General features: G+C 37.5%; 15 protein-coding genes. 12 read left to right on the top strand and 3 right to left on the bottom strand.

Features of this window, described 5'->3' with window-relative positions:
* Positions 1-6: 6 nt before the first annotated feature.
* Entirely contained in the window at positions 7-1,347 is a 1,341-nt protein-coding gene (locus LVD51_RS01125; protein WP_236969329.1) for a sugar porter family MFS transporter, read from the top strand.
* A gap of 10 nt (positions 1,348-1,357) precedes the next feature.
* Here the strand turns inward: LVD51_RS01125 and LVD51_RS20085 are convergent, their stop codons facing one another.
* The gene (locus tag LVD51_RS20085) at positions 1,358-2,701 is read right to left on the bottom strand and encodes an ATP-binding cassette domain-containing protein (RefSeq protein ID WP_236969330.1); all 1,344 of its coding nucleotides are present in this window, start codon (positions 2,699-2,701) and stop codon (positions 1,358-1,360) included.
* Between the two features lie 401 nt (positions 2,702-3,102).
* On the opposite strand from LVD51_RS20085, the gene LVD51_RS01135 reads away from it, so the two are divergent.
* The 3 genes from LVD51_RS01135 to LVD51_RS01145 all read left to right on the top strand — a co-directional run bounded on the left by LVD51_RS01135 (position 3,103) and on the right by LVD51_RS01145 (position 7,955).
* A complete protein-coding gene (locus LVD51_RS01135) occupies positions 3,103-4,293 on the top strand; it encodes a mechanosensitive ion channel (RefSeq protein ID WP_236969331.1) in 1,191 nt (396 codons plus the stop codon).
* Positions 4,294-4,928: 635 nt separating this feature from the next.
* The gene (locus LVD51_RS01140; RefSeq protein WP_236969332.1) at positions 4,929-6,308 is read left to right on the top strand and encodes a Gfo/Idh/MocA family protein; all 1,380 of its coding nucleotides are present in this window, start codon (positions 4,929-4,931) and stop codon (positions 6,306-6,308) included.
* A 294-nt stretch (positions 6,309-6,602) separates the two neighbouring features.
* The gene (locus tag LVD51_RS01145) at positions 6,603-7,955 is read left to right on the top strand and encodes a Gfo/Idh/MocA family protein (protein ID WP_236969333.1); all 1,353 of its coding nucleotides are present in this window, start codon (positions 6,603-6,605) and stop codon (positions 7,953-7,955) included.
* 99 nt (positions 7,956-8,054) lie between these two features.
* On the opposite strand, the gene LVD51_RS01150 is transcribed toward LVD51_RS01145, so the two are convergent.
* Positions 8,055-8,645 carry a hypothetical protein gene (locus LVD51_RS01150; RefSeq protein WP_236969334.1) on the bottom strand — a complete coding sequence of 197 codons (591 nt, stop codon included), beginning with the start codon at positions 8,643-8,645 and terminating at the stop codon, positions 8,055-8,057.
* 29 nt (positions 8,646-8,674) lie between these two features.
* Positions 8,675-9,205: an RNA polymerase sigma-70 factor gene (locus LVD51_RS01155; protein ID WP_236969335.1), complete on the bottom strand. Its 531-nt coding sequence runs from the start codon at positions 9,203-9,205 to the stop codon at positions 8,675-8,677.
* A gap of 189 nt (positions 9,206-9,394) precedes the next feature.
* Here LVD51_RS01155 and LVD51_RS01160 point away from each other — a divergent pair, with 189 nt between their 5' ends.
* From LVD51_RS01160 to LVD51_RS01195, 8 genes are all read left to right on the top strand, one after another.
* Complete coding sequence (locus LVD51_RS01160) at positions 9,395-10,339, top strand: FecR family protein (protein WP_236969336.1); 945 nt, start codon at positions 9,395-9,397, stop codon at positions 10,337-10,339.
* Between the two features lie 41 nt (positions 10,340-10,380).
* Positions 10,381-13,983: a SusC/RagA family TonB-linked outer membrane protein gene (locus LVD51_RS01165; protein ID WP_236969337.1), complete on the top strand. Its 3,603-nt coding sequence runs from the start codon at positions 10,381-10,383 to the stop codon at positions 13,981-13,983.
* Positions 13,984-13,993: 10 nt separating this feature from the next.
* Positions 13,994-15,796 (top strand): RagB/SusD family nutrient uptake outer membrane protein, encoded by a 1,803-nt coding sequence (locus tag LVD51_RS01170; RefSeq protein WP_236969338.1) that lies wholly within the window; start codon positions 13,994-13,996, stop codon positions 15,794-15,796.
* Positions 15,797-15,827: 31 nt separating this feature from the next.
* Entirely contained in the window at positions 15,828-18,815 is a 2,988-nt protein-coding gene (locus tag LVD51_RS01175) for a SusC/RagA family TonB-linked outer membrane protein (RefSeq protein ID WP_236969339.1), read from the top strand.
* 1 nt (position 18,816) lies between these two features.
* Positions 18,817-20,559: a RagB/SusD family nutrient uptake outer membrane protein gene (locus tag LVD51_RS01180; protein ID WP_236969340.1), complete on the top strand. Its 1,743-nt coding sequence runs from the start codon at positions 18,817-18,819 to the stop codon at positions 20,557-20,559.
* 22 nt (positions 20,560-20,581) lie between these two features.
* Entirely contained in the window at positions 20,582-21,619 is a 1,038-nt protein-coding gene (locus LVD51_RS01185) for a BT_3987 domain-containing protein (protein ID WP_236969341.1), read from the top strand.
* 290 nt (positions 21,620-21,909) lie between these two features.
* Positions 21,910-22,845, top strand: coding sequence for a glycoside hydrolase family protein (locus LVD51_RS01190; protein WP_236969342.1), 936 nt, complete (start codon positions 21,910-21,912; stop codon positions 22,843-22,845).
* A 24-nt stretch (positions 22,846-22,869) separates the two neighbouring features.
* Positions 22,870-24,174 carry a M20 metallopeptidase family protein gene (locus LVD51_RS01195; protein ID WP_236969343.1) on the top strand — a complete coding sequence of 435 codons (1,305 nt, stop codon included), beginning with the start codon at positions 22,870-22,872 and terminating at the stop codon, positions 24,172-24,174.
* The last annotated feature ends 14 nt before the right edge of the window (positions 24,175-24,188 follow it).

Genomic DNA, 24,188 nt, shown 5'->3' on the forward strand with positions numbered 1-24,188 from the left:
AGCCTTATGCCCAAAAAATTGTTTTATTCGTCATTGGTAGCTGCCTTAGGTGGATTGTTATTTGGTTTTGACACGGCAGTTATTTCTGGTGCCGAACAAGACATTAAGATAGTCTTTGACTTAGATGGTTTTTGGCATGGTTTTACCAATTCCATTGCCCTCATTGGCACCATCGTAGGTGCTGTTGTTTCCGGGCGGTTAGGGGATTATTTTGGAAGGAGGAAATCTCTAATCATTCTGGCATTGTTTTACTTTGTGTCTGCCATTGGAAGTGCGATGGCTGGTTCTTGGTATTTTTTTCTATTTTATAGATTTATAGGAGGATTGGCTGTAGGGGTTTCCTCTGTCATTGGCCCTATGTATATATCTGAGATTTCACCAGCGCGGTATAGAGGAAGGTTGGTGGCTATGTTCCAATTCAATGTAGTATTCGGAATTTTAGTGGCGTTTTTGTCCAATTATTTAATCAATGGTCTAATCGAAAATCAACCATGGCGATGGATGCTTGGTGTGGAAGCCCTTCCTGCCATAATATTTTTTGCATTGCTATTTACCATACCAAAAAGTCCACGTTGGTTGGTCAAGAAGAATCGAAGTGCAGAGGCTAAAGTAGTATTGGAGAGTTTGATGGAAGATGATGCCGGTCATTTATTGACCGATATTGAAACTTCTTTAGCCAAGGATAGAGCTGGTTTAAAAGAGCGATTGTTTTCAGGGAAATTTAATTTCCCCATCCTTTTGGCCTTCCTTTTAGCCACATTTAATCAATTTTCTGGTATTAATGCCATTATGTATTACGCCCCGAGAATATTTGCCATGACAGGGATGGGTAAGGAAACGGCCCTACTCCAAGTAGTTATCATTGGACTGACCAATATGGTATTTACTTTATTGGCCATGAGTATCATTGATCGATTTGGGAGAAAATATTTAATGAAAATTGGGTCAATAGGGATGATCTTTTTTCTTGGAATGACAGCTAAGACCTTTTATTTTCAGGATTTTGAAGGGTACGCTACCCTTGTTTATTTAATGGGTTTTATTGCATTTTTTGCTTTTTCTCAAGGTGCTGTTATTTGGGTTTTCTTATCTGAAATTTTTCCTAATTCGGTTCGTGCCCAAGGTCAGGCTTTGGGAAGTCTTACGCATTGGTTTTGGGCTGCTTTATTGACTTGGGTATTCCCCGTAGTCGCTGAATTGAACAATGGAGGTGCCTATGCATTCACCTTTTTCACGGTGGCTATGGTATTGCAGCTGATTTTTGTAATTAGAGTCATGCCAGAAACCAAGGGTAAATCACTGGAAGAGCTTGAAAAAATTATTTCTAAATCTACAAAACCTGTCTAGAATACTGGATTTAGCCTAAAGTGAATTCACGATTGATACCAGAGGGTAAATGACTTTCCAAATGGGTGACGAAGAGTAGGCTTCTATGACTTCGATTTAATAAGCCATCTAAAAATTTGTTGTTTAATTGGATCCTCTCCATTTCAAAATCATGGTAGGGTTCATCGAGTATCAATATCTCTGCGTTTTTCAGATAGGCTCCTATAAGAAGTAATTGCTTTCTCTCTATCTTTGATAATGCTTTAAAAGGCTTATCCAAGGCATCTAGGATATTAAAATATTCACATACTTGGTAAATGGTTTGATCAGATGGTAGAACGGTAGTAATATATGGCGTCTTTAATTGTTTTAAGATGACCTGCTTTCCATTGCCATTATGCCGGTAATACAGAAATTCATCAGAACTGAAGTAGGATATTTTAGATTTTACCTCCCATACCGATTGGCCACTTCCCTTTTTATGACCAAATAAATAAATAGCTTCTCTATAAGCTTGGGGCACGTCTCCATATATTAGGCTGAGTAATGTGCTTTTACCGGCTCCGTTTTTACCTTTTATCTGCCATCTTTCACCTGCATTTATTTTCCAATCTAGGTCTTTGAGAATTTTTGTATTGCCATATTGAATGTTGATTCCCTCCATTCTAATTTGCTCAGTTCCGTTATTCCCGTTATTATTATTTATTAGGAATTTGAATAAGTCATCGGAAATTATAGAATCTTCATTCTTTCTGAGATTGCTTTTTGTTAGAGGGGCAATGTTGATAATGTGATTTTCAGAATCTATAGCTTCTACTGAGTCTGACGTGAACATTAGAAAAGGAGTATCTATAGCGTCGGACTCGAATAGTTCAATAATTTTAATTTGCCAACTTCTATCCAATCCTTTAAAGCCGTTGTCCACTAAAATAATATCGGGAAAAGTTATGGTCTGTAAGCCAATCACAAAACGCTGCCATTCACCAGAAGATAAATGAAATAGCGGTTTATTCCACAATTGATCCAATGCTAGGGTTTGAATAAGAGGTTTAAAATGGCGATAGCCGGATGAGGTATTTATTTCGCTTAAATGTTTGCCCACTACATCGTCGGAATCCGAATATGCGCTTTGAAATCGCTGTTGGAAAAACCCATTATTGGATTGACTATTACTGAGATATTTGCTCTTTGACAAGGTTTTTTGAATCACCAGTTGTCGGTTATAGCTTTCGATGTCAACTAACTTAGCTCCATGAAGGTCTCTGTATATTATATCCAATAACTTTGATCGTTGATCACCATTCCCTCCTGTAATGCAGGCCCAATGCTTGATGATGTAGGATGTGGTTGAATCCAATGAGTTGTGATGAAACACATTATGATTGATATGGAGTTGGTAAGTTTTAATGACTACTATTTTAGCGAATGAAATTAGGGATATTGATTGAAATATAAGACAAGACAATGGTATTTCTAATGTGATTTATTATCCGTTAGCCTCTGAATGGTTTATATGGAGTATATAATTGCCAATCTAAGTATTACATGATTTGAGGTTGGCTATTTGTAATACTTACATTTTCCACAATTAAAATTTTTATTGATTAATTCTGTCCATTGTGAAAGGAGAGATAATGGTCATTATCGGTTAAAATTCAGAAGTCATGTAAATTATAAATGTGACATAATGAAAGTGTTATCGTCAAATAGAACAATAAGAGGCTTTTTTATTGATTAACACCAAATTTGTATTTTTAAAACTATAAATCTATAAAGATGGAATATTTTAACGATTACTATTCTTCATTTCTTCAATCAATCAGTAATTATTTGCCAGGAGTTGTAGGAGCTATACTGGTTTTGTTCATTGGTTGGTTGGTGGCTTCAGGATTGCGTCGACTGACGCAAAGCTTGCTTAAAAGGACAAATTTAGACAATCGGCTATTTAAACGGGCTAAGTCGACCGTAAGTCCAGAAAAATTCTTAGCCAAATTGGTGTATTACAGTATCATGGTTGTGGTATTGTTGGTGGTCTTGGAGATGTTAGGGGTTAGGCAGGTATTGGATCCATTAAAGGAGATGGCCAGTGAGTTCTTTGGTTTTGTACCCAATGTAATTGCTGCCTTGGTTATTGGATATGTGGGTTATATAATAGCTACCATAGCTTCTGAACTAGTCGGAATTGGGGGGTCGGCTTTTGAATCAATTTCTGATCGACTGGGAATTACATCAGAATCTATGAGTTTAGATCTCAACAATATTTTGAAAAAAGTAGTTTTTATATTGATTTTTATCCCTGTTTTAATTGCGGCCATCGATGTTCTTAATATCAAAGCTATCTCTGATCCAGCTACTTCGATGCTGAGCATTTTTGTTTCCAGTATTCCCAGTATTGTGGCGGCAGCAGTGATCATTGCCGTATTTATTATTGGGGGAAAATTTATTGCGAGTTTACTCAATGAGTTATTTACGAGTTTGGGTGTTGATGTTATAGCTAAAAAGTTACAGATTGGTGATCTAATTGGTGATTATTCTCTATCGAAATTGCTGGCCAACTTGGCTTTTTTCTTTATTGTATTTTTTGGTTTAATTACCGGTATAGAAAAATTGGGATTTTATGAATTAAATGAAATCTTGTCCGATCTATTACATCTATCTGGTCGTGTCTTATTCGGTATTGTGATCTTGATATTGGGGAATTATTTCAGCAATTTGGCTTATAAATCGGTGTCTAAGGGAAAGGAAAGTCAAGTCATTGCGAATATTGCTAAGTACGCAATATTGGTTTTATTTTTGGGAATTGCCTTAAATCAAATGGGCATTGCCGACAAGATAGTGAATTTGGCCTTTGGCCTGACTTTGGGTGCTATTGCCGTGGCTATTGCCCTATCATTTGGTTTGGGTGGAAGAGAAGCTGCTGGTAAGCAAATGGAATATATATTTAAGAAGCTTAGGGGAGAGAAGTAAGAGGGGGAGTTTGAGGTTTAGGTTGGAGCTAAATTAATATTTGTCAGCTGTTAAAAATTGCTGTGGGACAAAAGGAATTTATTAGAGGGGTAGGCTTAGTCTTACCCTTCTTTCATTAGCAACCATCCATTTAGATTTACTCTGAAATCAAAGAATGTTTTAATTGGTCTATGAATACTCTAGTCATTTATACTAAGAAAATTTAAAGGCTTTTCTGTCCTCAAGTCAAATTATTTAAATCTATTTTTAAAACGCTTGCACATGATGAGGTATGTACTAGTAAACCAAAAAGTATACTTCAATTTTAGTTATTTGATCTAGATAAATAGAAAATATTTTGCAAATTAAATGTATTCTGTGTTAATATTTGGCTTTCTGGGTTTTGTATCGTTGTCGAATATTGAAATTCCATTCTCCGACAGTTTTAATTTAGCATTAATCTATGTTTTATTTTATGTAATTGTGTATTTTTAGTTTATATTCCGTTTTATACAACTTCGGTAAAGTCTTCCCCGGGCTATGCGACATTTTTACTTATTTAATTTAAAACGTTTGCGGTTCTGGATTGGAATACTGTTAATCGATTGAATAGCAAATAATTAAATGTCAATTTTTCACAATTAATCAATAAATAAATGAGCAATAGAAGGAATTTTATTAAAAAAACAGCTGCTGGAGCTGCCGGATTAGCGGTGGGAGTACCCGCTTTTTCTGCGAAATCCTATCGCAATATAGTAGGAGCCAACGAAAGAGTGGTAATGGGAATTATTGGAATCCGAGGTAGAGGAGGTTCTTTAATTGAAAACTTCTCCAGTATGTATGGAGGTGGAGTAGAGATAAAAACTCTTTGTGATGTCGATTCAGACACCTTTGCGGATAGAATTAAGCAGGCTGCAGCCAATCAGAACGGTAAAAAACCGGGTACTGAAAAAGACATGAGAAAAGTGTTTGACGACGGTGATATTGATGCAGTAGGAATAGCTACTCCCAACCACTGGCATGCATTATCAGCTATCTGGGCATGTCAAGCAGGGAAGCACGTATACGTTGAAAAACCGAGTTCACACAACGTATGGGAAGGGAGAAAAATGATTGAGGCTGCTAGAAAATACGACAGAGTAGTTCAAGTAGGTTTCCAAAATAGATCCATCAGTAACGTCATGCAGGCTATGGAATTCTTGCACAACGGTGGAATTGGGGAAGTATTTATGGCAAGAGGAACATGTTTCAAACCCAGAGATTCCTTCGGAATTGCAGAAGATAGTGCGCCACCAGCATCATTGGACTACGACATGTGGCTAGGACCAGCAACATACCGTCCGTATAACGAAAAGCGAGGTCATTACAACTGGCACTGGCATTGGAATACAGGAAATGGAGATACTGGTAATCAAGGACCTCACCAATTTGATGTAGCGAGATGGGGATTGGGTAAGAAAGTTCACCCTGTAAAAGTTCAATCTATGGGAGGAATATTCGGAGTATCTCCGAAAGAGTGTTCACAGGAAACCCCTAATACACAAATGTCGGTATTCGAATATGAAGATGGCAAAATATTGGAATTCGAAACCAGAGGTAGATATACAGGTGGTGAAGCCAATACTGGAGTCAAAATAGGTAACATTTTCTTCGGTACTGAAGGTTGGTTAGAAGTCAATGGTAGTACTTGGAAAGCATATAGAGAAAGAGAAGAAAAGCCTTTCGCAGGATCCGATATGGCTGAAGGTAGTGCTGCTGTGGGTGGAGATTCAAGCTTTAGAACTGCACCGAGTAGTGGCGGTCACTTTGCCAACTTTATAGATGGTGTTCGATCGGGCAATAGATTTGATCTTAATTGCGATATCGCAGTAGGTCATATGTCATCTGCATTGCCTTTAATTGCCAATATTTCTCTTAGAGTAGGGGAATCTTTGCGTTTCAATGGCGAGTTTGAGAAATTTATTGACAACAATGAGGCCAATATGATGCTCACAAGAAAGTATCGGGCTCCATATGTTGTTCCTGAAACGGTATAATTCGTAGACGATTAATGGTTTTTTAAATCATTGTTTGGTCTAAATATTATAAAGTCCAAAATTCTTAGTTTTTCTATTTGGGATAAGCTTTGATTTTGGACTTTTTTATTTCTTATAACCTTTGTTGTGATAAATGTAAAATTGGAATATTTTTTGATTAAAGAAAAAAAGAAGTTATTTTGGTCATTCGAAAATATGGAATGGGTATTTTATGCAAACCTTTACGGTAGCAATAGAAGACCTTTATATACCAAGATGAGAAATAGAAATTTTTGTTAAAAAAGGTTATATAATATGGGAAGTAAAAGTAATTCAAGAAGAACATTTATTAAAAAGTCGGCATTGGCAACTGCAGGTGCATCTATGTTAACCGTACCCGGAGTTTCTGCTAAGAGCTACGAAAGAATCTTGGGTGCAAACGATCGATTAAATATTGGTATTATAGGTTTGGGTAGAAGGTTGGGAGCTTATTATGCACCAATTGCGCATAAAAAATCCAATGTTCGTCTTAAGTATTTATGCGATGTAATGGAATCACAGCGAGAAAAGGCTGCGGCAAAATTTTCAAAATACATTGATTACAAACCCACTTTGGAAAACAGTATTTTTAAAGTGATTGAAGATCCCGAAGTAGATGCTATTATCAATGCTACCCCCGACCACTGGCATGCACCAGGTACTTGGTTGGCCGTGGAGAATGGAAAACACGTATATGTTGAAAAACCATGTAGCCACAATCCTAGAGAAGGTGAATTACTGGTAGAGTATCAGAAAAAATATAACAAAATTATCCAAATGGGGAATCAGCAACGATCTTCATTGGAGAGTATTGAAATTATCAAAGATATCCATGATGGGGTTATCGGTACAGCTTTCAGAGCTAAAGCCTTTTACTCAAGTGGACGAGATAAAGTAGTTAATCAAACCAAGGCAGCTGTTCCCAAAGGTTTGGATTGGGAATTGTTCCAAGGTCCAGCTCCGAGACGTGAGTATACCGACAATACTTGGGATTACAACTGGCATTGGTACGGTTGGGAGTATGGAACTGCTGAGACAGGGAATAATGCGACTCACGAATTAGATGTGGCGCGATGGGCATTGCAAGTGGACTTTCCTAACAAAGTCATTGTCGATGCTGCCAAGAATCATTGGTTAGACGATGGATGGGAAATGTACGACACTATGGATGCAACATTTAAATTCCAAGGAAATAAAACCATCCAGTGGGACGGTAAAAGTAGAGATGGCTATAACACTTATGGTGGTGGTCGAGGTACAGTAATTTACGGTACCGAAGGTACGGTATATGTAGATAGAGGTGGATTTAAATTGTACGATAGAAAAGGAAAATTGGTCAGAGATAGCAAATCTAAATCCAATGAAGCAGGTACTGCCTTAGGTGGTGGTGGTGATATGTCCACTATGCACGTGATGAACTTCTTTGACGGGATTAGAGGAAAAGCTGAATTGGCAGCACCAATCGAAGAGGGCGCAAAAAGTGTATTGTTGTGTCACTTGGCCAATATTGCTTATAGAACGGATTCAATGTTGGTATGTGATCCATCCAATGGTCATATTAAAAACAATAGAAAGGCTAAAAAATTATGGTCTCGAACCTATGAGAAAGGATGGGAACCTAAAATATAAGCTTAATTGTCTAGATATTTTACTCATTGCATTGGGTAGTAGAAGCGTTGATCTCAGAAAAGAGGTCAACGCTTTTTTTGTGTATTAATCTAATTCGTATTATATATGACTGGGAATCTCCCGATACCCACTTTCCAAAAATGAATCAAACCCTTCTTGCAGCCTTAAAAATGCTAGTTTTTCATGACTGAGGATGGATTCTAGGTGAGGGAATCCCAATTCTACGGCTTTTTGTAACGCTTCAAATCCTTCTCTTGTGGATTCAATATTGGAATAACTACAGGCCAAATGAAAATAAATTTCCGAATCCGTTGGTTGAAAATCAATGGCTTTTTTAAATAAATCAATGGCCTCTTCGATGTCGTATTGCTGAAGTTTTTGCAAACCGGCCAACTTATATTTATTGACGGTTGACTTGGGTTTACTACCTATTTTGACTGGTAAATCTTCATGTATAGTTTGACCATTGCGTTCTAGATCAATGGCTACTGACATAGAGTTGGATATTTTTGTGGTCAGTATATAATGAGCCTCTTCATCCATTTCTCTAATGGAAAAATAATGTTGGCAGCCGAGGATGGAAAACTTTTTTGAAACTTGATGGCCGTTGACAATAATTACTTCTTCCCCCAACCAATTATTGTGAAATTCTATCGTGGTATTGTTGTGTTGGATTCTTAAATAATACATAGTTCTGTAGCATAGTGTTTAAGATCTAGCTATAGTTGGCAATGTAATAAGAATATTATGAATGGGATAGCATCCATATTTACTTTTTGACGTAAATATTTCATGGCTTCGAATAGGTGATTTCGAACTGTTTTATTGGAAATATTTAATTTTTCTGAAATTTCATCATGGGAAAGACCCTTTAGTCGACTCAACTCAAATATTTCCTTTTGTCTTGGCGGCAATTCATTGAGGATTCTGGATATATATTTTTCTTGATCTGCTGCAATAATGTTGTTAAGGGCTTGAGGTCGCTGGATAAACATTTCAGTATGGAGTTGTTGGCGATAATTGTGATCTATTTTTGCCTTGCGCAAGTGATCTAATATATGATTCCTGGCCATTGTAAATATATAGTTGTCAATATTCTCAACCTTGGCCAAACTCTCTCTTTTTATCCATATTTTAATAAGGATATCCTGGGTGAAATCCTTGCAAACACTCTGTATTTTAACATGTTTTAGAAAATAACCATATAGTTTATTCTCGTAAGTTTTTAATAAGGATTCAATATTTTCCATAGGAATGTAATCTCCATGTTATATAATAGTATTAAGTAAACGTAAAGTAATCCAAAGTTATAATATAATATTTTTAAAAAAAATTAATTTTCATTGGGACATTGTGTTCCTTACTTCGTTTGCCAAATATATAAGCACAACAATCAGTTTTGGTCGTTAACCTAAACGGAAGAATTATTTAACATTAGAATGAATAAAGAACAAAACAATAGAAATCGGATAACAAAATTATATCAACGATATATGAGCAACGATTTGTCCAAAGAAGAATTGGATGAAATGTTAGATACTATGAGCTTGAATGAGATAAATAAATTCATAGATGGTTCATTGACTGCGACCTGGAAAAATGATGGAGAAGAAACACATCTGCAATTAAAAAATAGGAGGCTAAGGAAGCATCGAAACTGGTGGATGGTTGCTGCTGGGATTTTGTTGTTATTGGGTTTTTACGGAATACAATCTACTTTGGAAGATGATTCTTGGGAAGAGTACCATACCAATAATGCCCAGACCAAGGAAGTTCATTTGTCTGATGGAAGTACAGTGTTGCTCAATGCCAATTCCACTATTAAATGGAATAAAGACTGGGAAAAACAGGGTGAGAGAAATATTGAAATGACGGGGGAGGCTTATTTTGATATCGCACGAATGGAAGATTTTCCTCTTCGTGTTAATTCCCCTAATACTAAAATTGAAGTGTTGGGTACATCATTCAATGTAAGGGAAGGTTCCATTGGTCCTGAAGTTTATTTATATGAAGGTAAGATTAAATTGAATTTGAAGTCTACCTCAGAGAAAGAGGATATAATTATGGAGAAAGGTGATTTTGTGATCTATAAGAAGGAAAATCAGTTGCTAACGAAGGAGGAAGGCGTGGAAAGAGGATATGCCGCGAGTTGGACTAAGGGAGAGCTTCGATATAGTAATCAGTCTCTTGGACTAATATTAAAGGATTTAAGTAGGATCTATGGTAAAGAATTTGTTGTTGAAGATTCTTCCCTAGTCGATATACCGATGAATGTGGGTTTGCCATATGCCAATTGGGAGGTTATGACCATGGCATTAGAATTGGCTTTGTCGATTGAATTGATAGAACAAGAAGATGCCATTGTTGTCCGAAAGAACGAATAGGATTTAAGTTAAACTTTTTATTTCAAATTAAAATAATGTATATGTACAGGAAATTTACCCTTGTCATACTGCAATTGCTATGTTGTTCTATGCTCTTTCATTCGGAGCTTTCTGCTACCGGATCGGATATAATTCGCATAGGTTGGAGTAGTGATGTAGAAAAGCGGCCTTTGCTGGAAATGATTCAGGAATGGGAGCGACAATTCGATGTATTGTTTACCTATGACCGTCGAATTATCGAATCGGTAGAAATAGAGGTGGCGGACATCGATAAGGAGAATATACAGGCAGTGCTCTATTCGGCATTAGATCAAACCAATCTCAAACATACCATATTGGAAGATCGATATGTCATTTTATATAAAAATGATCAAGAAGGCATGGAATCATTGAAAAAAATGATTCAACATCTTGAAGGTATTATTACACAGCAAAATAAGATCGTAGAGAATCGGAGGGTGAAATCAGTGAAGCCTTTGTTAACGTTTTTTCCTCTAAATGTGGCCGATAAAAGACTCGTTAAGGATATCAGAGGAGTGGTGACTGATGCAACAGGACAACCACTTATCGGTGTCAATGTCTTGGTAAAGGGTAAGAATGGAATGGGAACGGCTACTGATTTCAATGGTGAATTCTCTTTAAAAGATGTAGATGAAAATGATGTGTTGGTGTTTTCTTACATCGGATATCAAACCATAGAGATGAGAGTGTCAGGGCAAATCAAAATTAATGTTGTTATGCAAGAAGATTCTCAGACTTTAGATGAAGTAGTGGTGGTGGGATATGGTATTCAGAAGAAATCAAGTGTAGTCGGTGCTATTTCAGATGTAAGCGGCGATGAGATTAAACAGTCTCTTCAAGGTGCTGACTTAGGATTGGCTCTTACTGGAAAGTTACCTGGTTTGTCGGTAGTTCGAACTACTGGTCGTCCTGGTGGTGTGGATTTTGAAGGCACGGATGACGACAATGCTTATTTATATATTCGTGGACAGAATACATGGAACAATGCTGGCCCCTTGGTCCTAGTCGATGGTGTAGAAAGAAATTTTCAACAACTCAATCCCAATGAAATAGAAAGTGTGTCGATACTCAAAGATGCTTCAGCTACTGCGGTCTATGGGGTAAAGGGAGCGAATGGAGTTATTTTGGTGACGACAATTAGAGGTAAGGAAGGAGCTCCAAAGATGAGTTTTGATGCCAATGTCAACGCTAAATACCTCTCCCGATTTATGCATAGAGAGAATTCTTATTATGCAAATACCATGAAAAACTATGCCATTATGAATGAGGTACCTCTAAAGGAATCACTTTGGAACTATGTGGTGCCAGGAACATGGTTAGAGCATTATCGCGATCAAACCTACCCGGAGTATCTTCCAGATTTTGATTGGGTAGAAGAATTTACTAAAGATTTTTCTTCTGATCAAAACGTGAACGTTACCATTAGTGGTGGTTCAAAGAGTGTTAAGTATTTTGGATCTTTGGGATATTTACACGAAGGCGACTTACTAAACCTTGGTGATTTTAATCAAGGGTATGAACCGAGTTTTGCTTTTGATCGCTTTAACTTTCGAAGTAATTTAGATTTTGATATTACTTCTACAACTAAATTTTCCGCAAATTTGGCCGGGTACTTTGCTGTTCAAAATAAACCTTCGGGAGGGAGTAAGCACTCAGCATGGCTAGCCATGTACTCTATGCCACCCGATCTTTTCCCACCACAATATTCTGATGGTACTTGGGCGAATAATGATGGTTATAGTCCATTTATTAATGGTCTTTATGAGTTTAATACCTTTGGATTTACACAAAACAAGCGAACCAATCTAACTACGGATTTTATTTTAAATCAAAAATTGGATATATTAACTGAAGGCTTATCTGCTAACGCAAAAGTTTCTTTTGACAACCGATTTGATACCAATGGTCCCAATGTGCAAGGTTATGGTAATGTAACTAAATATATTCAGCGAGAAATTGTTGATGCTATCCAACCAAGTATGTCGGAAGCAGAATTGCAAGCGCTTGAAAATGAATATACTTTATGGGAGTTCCCAATTTCTGGAGGAAATCATGGATTAGATTGGGTATTGCCGCAAAATAAATACGGCACAGAACGCCCCACTTCAAATCAAACTTTTAGAAAATTATATTATGAGTTTTCACTTAATTATCAACGAGATTTTGGGAAACATTCAGTTTCTGGACTGGGCCTAGTGAGTAGACAGGAACAAAACTATGGTTCCGAGTTTACCAGTTACCGAGAAGATTGGGTGGGTAGAGCAACCTACGGATTCGATAGAAGATATAATCTAGAGGTCAATGTTGCTTATAATGGGTCAGAAAAATTTGGCACCAAATATAGATTCGGCTTCTTCCCGTCATTCGGAGCGGGATGGACGATTTCCAATGAGAAGTTTTTCGAGCCTTTAACTCCAGTCGTGAGCAAGCTAAAACTGCGTTACTCAAATGGAAAAATTGGGAGTGATGCCGGTATCGAGCGTTGGTTATATGTCAGTAGTTGGATTGCCAAAAATGGAAGTGGTCGCGAAGATCAGTGGGAATTTGGAGCACCATATATACAAGAGTCTTATCCATTCCGATATGAAGGGGTAACGGGTAATCCAAATATCCATTGGGAGACGGCATATAAACAAAATATTGGAATCGAGACTGGTTTTTTTGATGATATGTTAACCGTAGATGTAGAGTTATTTAAAGAAAATCGGACCGATATCTTTATGACGGGCAGTGAGATTCCTCAGCCGGACTACTTTGGTAAAGATGCGGTTTCGCAAAATATTGGTGAAGTTGATAGTTGGGGTTGGGAGATTAATTTCCACATCGAAAAACGTTGGAACAAGAACGTCAATGTGTGGTTTAACCACCTTTGGACATTTGCTAAAGATAAAATCATCAAGCGAGGAGATCCTCTTCTTAAACCAGATTATCAAAAACAAGCAGGATATCAGATTGGTCAACCTAGGGTGACTCTTAATCAGTATGAAAATCCAATGCAAACATGGAATGAGATATACAATACTCCTTGGAAAACAGTAGGCCTTATTAATTCACTTCCAGGCGATTTTGCACTTATTGATTACAATGCAGATGGGATCATTGATACAAATGACGAAGTACCTTATGGCTATCCTACACGACCTCAATTCACCTATTCTCCTTCTTTTGGAATGGATTTAAAGAACTGGTCTTTTTATACGCAGTGGTATGGTGTCTATAATATAGCTGGTGGGATAAATTCATATAGAGGTAATTTTGTTAATCTTTTGTCCAATGTATATCCTTACAATAGACAAGATGCTTGGTCTCCAGAATTCAACAACTTGGAGAATGCAACTTTAGCAGGCCTACGATTCAATAGTAGTGGGACCTCTGGCTATATTGAACAGTCGAGAGCTTATTTGAGATTGCAACGTGTAGAATTGGCATACAACCTTAAATCTGAAATATTGAAACAAGCTGGGTTATCCAATATTCGGATCGCCTTGGGAGGTAATAATCTAATCTTAATTTCTGATATGAGGGAAGATTTAGATGCTCCGCAAATCACTACAGAAGTTAATATTAGACGACAATACCCTACAAGTAGACAGATTAATTTAGGAATTAGTTTTGATTTTTAAAAATAATAAAATGAATATACAATATAATTACTTGATATATTTTGTCATGGTCATAGCTTTCTTTTCTTGCGAAGAATATCTCGATAAGACACCAGAAGCTGAAATTGACGAAGCTGATATCTTCTCAACCTATGAATCTTTTCAAGGTTTTGTGGATCCCAATTATGCAGAGATATTAGATTATCATAAGGTTTATTCTTCATCTAGTATGAACTTAGGCCCTGATACATGGGGGTATCTTAGCTATTCTCCATCCACGAATGCCTCCAACGGTCGATATGATAATATTGTAAATGCAAGTGCCGTTTCTTTGTTTCGCAATAATAGATCATCCATAAGTTTTGGTGATCCTACCACTTCTGGTGTTTGGTCTGGCGGTTGGCGTGGAATTAGACGATGCAATATTGGACTGAAAAACATGCACTTGCTCCAAGATGCAACCGATGAGGAAAGAGATTTAATTGAAGGGCAATTGTACTTTTTTAGAGCTTTTTTTCACGGAGAAATTATAGCTGCTTTTGGAGGCATGCCCTTTGTCGACACCGTATTTGCAGCGGACGATGAACTTAATTTACCTAGGATTACCTATCATGAATGTACAGATCGGATTTTAGAAGATTACGACAAGGCCATCGAATTATTACCTACGGATTGGGATGAAACTGACATTGGTAGTGAGAGTCCAGGATCGAATGTCGGGCGAATAACTAAGTTTGCCGCTTTAGCTTTTAAGCAAAAACATGCATTATATGCTGCAAGTCCATTGATGAATAAATTTTCAGGGAATGATTATAGTTATAATAAGACTTATGCAGAAATAGCTGCTAAAACAGGGTGGGAGTTTTTAAAATTAAATGAAGTGACCAATACCCATGCCTTAGTACCTTGGGAAAATTATACAGATAATTTTTTTAAAAATGACAATCGTAAGCAACCGTGGACCAAGGAGACAATATTACAACGAACGGATAACCGAGATAGAGGAGGAAACCTTTGGGTAGGGTTTATTCGTAACATATATGGGGGGCCACCAAGATTAGGAGGAGGTGGTAATACAGAATCTGTTAATCAGTTATTTATTGACAAATTTGAAATGGCTGATGGGACTCGTTATAAAGAAGAATACGATCGGGATAACGAAAGGAGATGGAACGATAGAGATCCTCGATTTAGAGCGAATATCCTTGTAGACAGAGACCAGCATGGTTTTAATCCACAGACTAAGTTAAATCTTTACGATCAAGTATATGGGGAGGCTAGCGATAAGAGTGTTACAGGAACTATAGCTCTACCATATTTGGTGAAAAAATATTGGGATAAGGGAATTAACCACATCGATAAAGATTGGAATAGTTTCATTTTTGCAACCCCTAGAATGAGAATGGCTGAGGTGTATTTGGATTATGCCGAAGCGGTGACCGCAGCCTATGGTCCGGATGGGAGTGCTCCTGGAGCGGACTTGACGGCAGTGGATGCAGTCAATCTTATTAGAACGAGAGCGGGAATGCCTACAGTTACAGCTAATCCATCAGAATATGAAAATTTTATGGAGTTGTTGCGGAATGAACGCAATGTAGAATTGTGTTTTGAAGGTCATTATTGGTTTGATCTTCGACGTTGGCACATAGGTCATTTACCTGAAAATAAGACCGTAGTAGACCTGAAGTTTGACAAAGAATGGACGCCATCATCTTTTGTGAGAACGGAATTTCGAGTAAATACGTTTGATGATCCTACACATTATTGGCTACCGCTTCCACGAGATTTGACCTTACTGTATGAAGGAATGTACCAAAATCCAGGTTGGGATTAATGGTTTTTAATGCGATTCAAAAAAATTAATTATGAATAAATTACAAATAAAGATAATAGTATTATTCACCATTTATGGATTGTTTATTTCCTCTGTGTCCATGGGACAATCTCAAAAGACCATCGTATTAATTGATGATGAAGGTCATGGTATAAGCAATGTCTCAGTGTTGAATGAAAATATAGGAAGTACTTTGTGGTCTAATGAAGATGGAGCCATTGATATCAGTATGGTCGATAATTCAGCCTTTAAATTAAAGGCTGAAGGCTATGAGAGTCAATGGATATTTCCCGATTCTATAGATATTGTAGATACGGTTCAATTGAGTCCGAGTTTATATCGTGGTAATTCAGAGGATGTCATCGATATGCCTTTTGGCAAAATGAATAAAAGGCAAATAGCAGGTGCAGTAAACACAGCACATGTAAGCGATATTTTGCTTTATGATGGACAGCGGAGTTATAGGAGTATAATTTCTGGTAGATTTGCTGGTCTTTTTGGATCATCCAATATTAGACAATTTGGTGCCCCAACCGTAATTGTCGATGGGATACCTCGGTCTGCTGCGAATTACAATCCAGAACAAATTGAGAGTGTATCTGTGGTGAAAGATTTGGCATCTAGTATGTTGTATGGCTCGGAAGCTGGCAATGGATTGGTTTTAATCAATACCAAAAAGGGTGATAAGTTTAAAAAATCTATTCGATTTAGAGCAGAAAAAGGTATAAGTAGTCCAATCTCTCTGCCTAAATACCTTGGGGCGGCAGACTATATGGAATTGTACAATGAGGCTTTGATCAATGATGGATTGGACATACGATATACGGCTGATGAAATTCAAAAAACTCGTCAAGGAATAGATCCTACTCGATATCCGGATGAAGATCTATTTAATTCAGACTATCTAAACGATTTGACCTTTCATCACAATATAGTGGGGGAAGTCAGTGGAGGTAATCAGGCAGGCCAGTATTATCTCAATGTTGGTTGGAGTAAGGAGTCTGGTTTGATCAAAGTGGGGGAAGGGGCTAATGAACAGTCCAATCGTCTTAATATGAGGGGGAATATTAATTACAATATTACCGATCATATTCAACTGATGTTCAATAGTTCGGCCATATTTAATATCTCATCCTCTCCTAGATATAGTCGAAGTAGTTTGGATTTTTGGTCTATGGGAAGTGAAATTCGTCCCAATAGAGCACCCATACTTATTCCGAGTAACTTACTAGAAGACGAGTCTCTCTTGAGTTCAGCTAAATTAATTGATGGACAATATCTATTGGGTGGATCAAGAGAATACCCTTACAATGTATATGGGGAATTGTCTCGAAATGGTCGACAAAGTAGTATCGATAGACAGATTGAATTGAGTACGAAATTAAAATTCGATCTAGGCAGTATACTCAAAGGATTGAGTGCTTCGGTATTTTTCTCTTTCGATATGTATAATCTTTTTGTTAATGGAATCGATAATGCCTATGCTGTTTACCAACCAATATATAGTGAAGATGGTTCAATTCTATCATGGTCGAAGTATGGAACGGATGTGAAAGTAGAATCACCTACCATGAAAGATGTTGGATTCTATCGTCGAGCTGGGATCTATGGAACTTTAGATTACAATAGAAACTATGGAAAGGATCATAAATTAATGGTCACTACCTTGATGTACAGTGATCAGTATAATTCTGAAGATGTATTTCAGGTCAATAAACATTTGCATTTTGGTGTGCGGGCTAATTATATATATAAAGATAAATATGTGGCTGAGTTGACTGGAGTTTATCAAGGTTCTGGGAAGTTGTTGGAATCCAATCGATGGGCGATGTCTCCAGGAATCGGTTTGGCGTGGATCATGTCGGAAGAAAAGTTCTTAAAAGACAGTGATGTATTTGATTTCGTTAAGGCAAGGGCGAACTGGGCAGTAGTTAATACCATGGAAAATGTAAATGATTACTATAATGGTATCAATCGGTACAGCGATAATGGTTATTATTATTATGGCCATGGTAGCTATTACAACAACGGAAGAATACTTAATATTGGCAATCCTTTTGCGGATTATGAGAAAAAAATGAACTTCAATTTGGGTGTTGAAACTCAAATGTTTAATAATTCAATTGGTATAGACATCTCTTATTTCTACTATAAATATTTTGACATCCTGCAAAGTAGAAGTAATATTTTGCCTAGTTATTTTGAATCACCTCCATTGGAAAATTTTGGAAGCTATCAAACACAAGGTTTAGAGTTTGATCTTACCTATTATCGAAAGGTCGGAAAGGTTGATGTGAGTCTTGGTAGTAATGTTTCTTATTCAATTCCTAAGGCATTGGAAGTAAATGAATTGACTTATCCTGAGAATGAGTCTTACAGACAGATTGCCGGGAAACAAAGTGATGGTATTTTTGGTTACGTTGCGACTGGTTTGTTTCAAAGTCAAACAGAAATTGACAATGCACCAGTACAAACCTTTGGCAAAGTACAACCGGGAGATATACGATATGAAGATTTGAACAATGACGGTCAGATTACCGATGCCGATCGCAAGATTATTGGGAATTCTAGAGCAAGATTACAACTTGGATTGCACTTTCATTTAAAGTATAAATCGTTAGAATTATTTGCATTGGGTACTGGTCAGTATGGTCAAGATCGTTCGTTCACCAATAGTTATTATTGGGTATATGGAGATCGAAAATATTCAGATGAAGTATTGGGCCGCTGGACTCCTGAAACCGCTGCTTCCGCCACCTATCCAAGGTTGACTAGTCAAACATCAGCCAATAATTATCGAAATTCAACTTTTTGGACTTACAAGAATGATTGGTTTTCATTGAATACCCTCCAATTGTCTTATACTTTGAAAGACTTTATTTCACTAGAAACCTGCCAGGTTTATTTGCGGGGTAGCAATATTGCTACAATATCTGAACTTAAAGAAAAGACACAACTGAATATTGGATCAAGACCACAAATGCGATCATATACTGCGGGCCTAAATATAAACTTTTAAGATGATGAAGAAAAATATACAATTTTTGCTACAGTTAATGGTATTTCTTATGCTTTTCACTTCTTGTGAGAACTATTTGGATCCCAATAACGAAAACTTTATATCGGAAGAAGATTTAATTTCAAACATGTCCTATGCGGAGGGGCTATTGTTGAGCGCTTATCAAGAATTGCCCAATGATTATTATTTCGAGACCGATGTGGCTACTGATGATGCAGTCACCAATAATCTCAATTCGGGCAATCGGCGAATGGCAATCGGCGAATGGGGATCCACTTTTAATCCTGTATCAGAGTGGGAAACTTCCAATGTAGCCATTATCAATAGGATCAATAAATTTTTAGAAATAAGTCCTTCGGTACAATGGGCTCTCGATCAAAGATTGGATGAAGCGACCAATGCAATAAGAGCAGGATTAATAGAGAAGAGATTGCGTGGAGAAGCATACGGACTGCGTGCTTGGTATAAGTTGAAATTGTTGCAGCATCATGGAGGTAAAGCGGCCGATGGAAGAATGCTTGGTTTCCCAATTATTAATTCTTCTTTACATCCTTCTGATGATTGGAATTTGCCGAGAAATACAATTGCAGAATGTGTGGCGAGTATTTTTGATGACTGTGATATGGCTATTGAGTCTTTGCCTGCAAATTGGGAAAATAAACCTGTAGGTCCTGATTATCCTGAAGAGAATGCTTATTTTAATGAGACTTCAGGAGCGCGTTTTGAAAATCGATTGAATGGAAATGCTGCCAGAGCCATCAAGGCAAGGACTGCTTTATTGGCAGCTAGTCCAGCCTTTGCTGAAGGTAGCAATGTGACTTGGGAAGAAGCAGCGAGAATAGCCGGTACTTTGTTGAAGGATTTGGGCGAACTTTATGATGACAACCATACTTTCTTTAAGGAAACGGGTAATAAGGAAATTCTATGGAATCAATCTTTGCGTCAGATTAGAACATGGGAACAAAATAACTTTCCTCCTTCACAATTTGGTTATGGACGGACCAATCCCAGTCAAAATTTAGTAGATGCTTTTCCAATGGCCAACGGTTATCCGATTAATCATCCTGAAAGTGGATATGATGTTGCGAATCCATATACTAATCGAGACCAAAGATTTTATGATTATATCGTGTACAATGGTTCGACTTTTAGTGGAGATAAAGTGGTGACAGACCAGACTTCAGATCTAGATGGAATTAATGCTACTGATTTTTCGACGAGAACAGGGTATTATCTTAAAAAATTCATGAATGAAAGCATAAACTTGAATCCAACCAGACCTACGAATGCGCCTCATTCATATACCTTGGTGAGAATGACTGAAGTGTTGTTGAATTATGCAGAGGCGGCCAATGAGGCATGGGGCCCTGATGCTGACCCATTAAATCTAGGCTTTACTGCCAAAGATAAAATTGCTGAACTAAGACAACGGGCTGGCATATCCGATGATGGTTTTCTTTCAGGTCTCGATCAAGATGGTTTTCGTGATTTGATTCACAATGAGCGAAGAATTAGCCTTTGTTTTGAAGGATTTAGATTTTGGGATATCCGAAGATGGATGGATAATGATGCCATCGATGGTAGTGTTAAAGGGGTGTTTATCAGTAGTGATCTTGATGGTAATAAAATATATGAATATAGAGATGTGGAGGAAAGAAGATTTCAACCTTATATGATCTATGGCCCCATTCCTTATCAAGAAATTGTCAAGGCTAGTAATTTAGTCCAAAATCAAGGATGGTAATTTAAAAAACAAGAGGTAAATTATGAAAAATCAAATATTCTTACTTTTATTATTAGCCCTGGTGGGCTGTGAAAATCAACCTATTGAATTTCCAGATTATGATTATCAATCGGTATATTTTCCGCTGCAAACACCTCTTCGAACCTTATCCTTAGGGGAAGACCGGGTAGATAATTCACTAGACAAGGAAGGTAAATTCGATATCGGTGTCAGCATCGGTGGTTTGTATAAGAACAATAATGATTGGACGGTAGACTATGTTGTGGATGAAGAGTTGGCACAGAATGTATATCGAACCAATACGGACGAAGAAATACAGGCTTTGCCATCTTCCTATTATAGTCTTGAGCCTCAAAATTCGGTCACTATTCCCAATGGTTCTTTTCAAGGCCTGATTCGAGTTAGTCTTAATGAGGCATTTTTTAATGACACTTTAGCTTTGACTGGGCAATATGTTATTCCTTTGAGAATCACCAATACCACCGCAGATACCATACTTCAAGGGAATAGTTCATTGGATCATCCAGATCGAAGAGTGTCTACAGATTGGAAGGTAAAACAAGCACCTAAGGATTGGGTTTTGTTTGGCATTAAATATGTGAATGCTTTTGAAGGTACTTATTTACATAGAGGAAAAGTAGTGAAAAAAGACAAAGTGACGGGTGAAGTGGTCGATACAGAAGTGTTTAGAAATCTTCATGTTGAGAAAGATGCCCTGATTAGAATGAAATCGGTATCCAAGACAGCGGTGGAGACAGACGGAGCTGGATTTATTACAAGTGACGACTATTCAATGAAGTTGACATTTGATAACGATACTGGAAAATCGGGATCAGTAACGGTGAGTTCAGGTAAAAATTCACAAATTCAAATCTCCGGTACAGGCCAATACTTTGACAAAGCGTCTAGTTCAGAACAGTGGTCCTTACTTACCTGGCAATCCATGTATTTGGACTACAGCTATGAGGAGGGTGATTTTATCCATGAAGTAAAAGATACTTTGGTTTTTAGAGATCGAGGTATTCACTTCGAGGAAAATGATATCTATGTTGGAGAATAATTGAATTAATATAACAGAATAACAAGAAAGCAGTTTTTATTTCAATCCTTATACATTTTAGGATCAATTTTTTTACTTCAATTTTATTTCAGGCAATAAGTTTAATTAGTCCTGTTTTTGGCTTGGCAAAGGTTTAAAGACAGGACGTTTTTTATTTTTAAGTAAAGTTCATTTTAAGTCTCATTAAGAGAGTTCATAGTATAGTCGTTTCTGGCTATTTGTTATTTTATTTTGTTTCGTGATTAATATATTCTATATTTAAAATTTATATAATATATAATCCGAATAATATGAAAAATATACCCTGGCTATTTATATTTCTTTTATTGGGCTGTCAGCAAAAGGAAAAAGAAACAGAGGTGCCGGTGATATTATTCCCCAGTGAATTGGTGAATGTGACTCCACTAGAAGCCGAAGCTGTATTCACCGGAACTGGACAAGTCGAAGAATGGGACAAAGAAATACGAGAAAGAGGTTTTATCCTATTGGAAGATGGCATCTATAAAATGTGGTATACCGGTTACAATAAAGATATAGATCCACAAATGAAACTCGGCTATGCCACCTCAACCGATGGGATTAAATGGGAGCGACATCCCGATAATCCAATATTTGAGGAAAAATGGACAGAAGATGTTTTTGTCCAACACCAAGGGGATACCTTTTATATGTTCGCAGAAGGAGAAAATGATTTGGCGCACTTAATGACGTCAAGTGATGGTATCAATTGGGAAGAAAAGGGAGATTTAATTATCGAACAAAGTGATGGACAAAAAGTAATTCCACCCTATGGCACACCAACTATATGGATCGAAAAGGATCAATGGTATTTGTTTTATGAGAAAACAGATATGGGAATTTGGTTGGCTACTTCAAAAGACCTTATTCATTGGACCAATGTACAGGATGATCCAGTTATCTCATTGGGACCAGAGACCTACGATGTAGCCGCAGTGGCAGCCAATCAAGTAATTCATTATAAGGGAAGTTATTACCTCTATTACCACGCTACCTCAAATCACGATTGGCTAACAGGGAAGTCTAGCACTCCAATCATTTGGACCTCTAATATTGCTCGCTCTGACGATCTTATTCACTGGACTAAGTACGAAGAAAACCCTATAATTGAGGGCGATTATTCCAGTCCCATCGTTATTATGGATCACCAAAACCCTACCCTCTTTACCATGCATGATGAAGTGCATAGATTTCGAAGTGGGAATTAAATTAAATGATAACTATTCAAACTTATGATAAAATATTTATCCTTTTTTCTATTAATGACATTTAATCTGTCCGTATTTGGTCAGAATTATAATGTTAATACCGACTATATCAATCAGATGTATCCACAGTGGGAGGCCCTCTATAAGGATTTACACCAGCATCCCGAACTGTCCATGCAGGAGATGAAAACCTCTAAATTAATGGGGCAATTGTTAAAGGAAAAAGGATTTGAAGTCAATGATGGGTTTGGTGCCTATAATCTAGCCGCTGTCTATAAAAACGGGCCGGGACCTGTGGTACTCATACGAGCCGATATGGATGCTCTGCCTATCGAGGAGCAAACCAATCTGCCCTATGCCAGTAAGGCCAAAGGTATCAATGCTGCTGGTCAAGAAGTGTCTGTAATGCATGCATGCGGCCACGACATTCATATGACGGTATTCCAGGGCGTGGCCAATTATTTGACACAACATAAGGATGACTGGAAGGGAACCCTAATTATGGTCGCTCAATCTGCTGAAGAATCTGGTCTAGGAGCTGATTTGTTTTTCAAAAATGGTTTGTATGACAAACTTCCCAAGCCAGACTATGCCCTTGCTTTACATTGTAACTCCTATTTAGAAGCGGGCAAAGTGGGGTATCGAAGTGGTCCTATGATGGCCAGTGTAGATATGATTGATGTTACCGTATTGGGGAAAGGAGGCCATGGTGCTGCACCTCATACTACAGTTGATCCTATTGTATTGAGTAGCCAATTGATTCAAGCATTTCAGACCATCGTCAGTCGATCTGTCAATCCCATTGAGCCGGCTGTAGTCACAGTAGGTTCCATTCACGGAGGAAGCGTGCACAATGTCATCCCCGATGAAGTCAAGATGGAATTGACGGTTAGAGCATATTCTCCTGAGGTTCGCAATCTCATCATTGACCGTATCCACATCTTGTGTCGACAGTTGGGATTGGCTGCTGGGTTAACGGAAGATTTATTACCGCGTATTGAGATTCGAGAACCTATTACTCCAGCTACCATTAACGACGAAAAATTGGTGTCTAAATTGTTGCCGGTATTTCAAAATACTTTCGGAGAAAGCAATGTGGAAGAAATGCCTCAATACACTGTGGGGGAAGATTTTAGTCGCTTTGGAATGCAGGATCATCATGTACCCATTTGCTTGTTTTGGTTGGGTACGGTAGATCCAGCAAAAATGGATATGGGGCAATTGCCTTCCTTGCATTCACCCTTTTTTGCTCCTCTACCAGAGCCTTCTATAAAAACTGGAGTTGCGGCTATGTCGGCAGCGGCTGTGGAATTATTCAATCAACAATAGGTGGATAGATAGCA

This window comes from Membranihabitans marinus (genome assembly GCF_021729155.1).
Lineage (GTDB): Bacteria > Bacteroidota > Bacteroidia > Chitinophagales > Saprospiraceae > Membranihabitans > Membranihabitans marinus.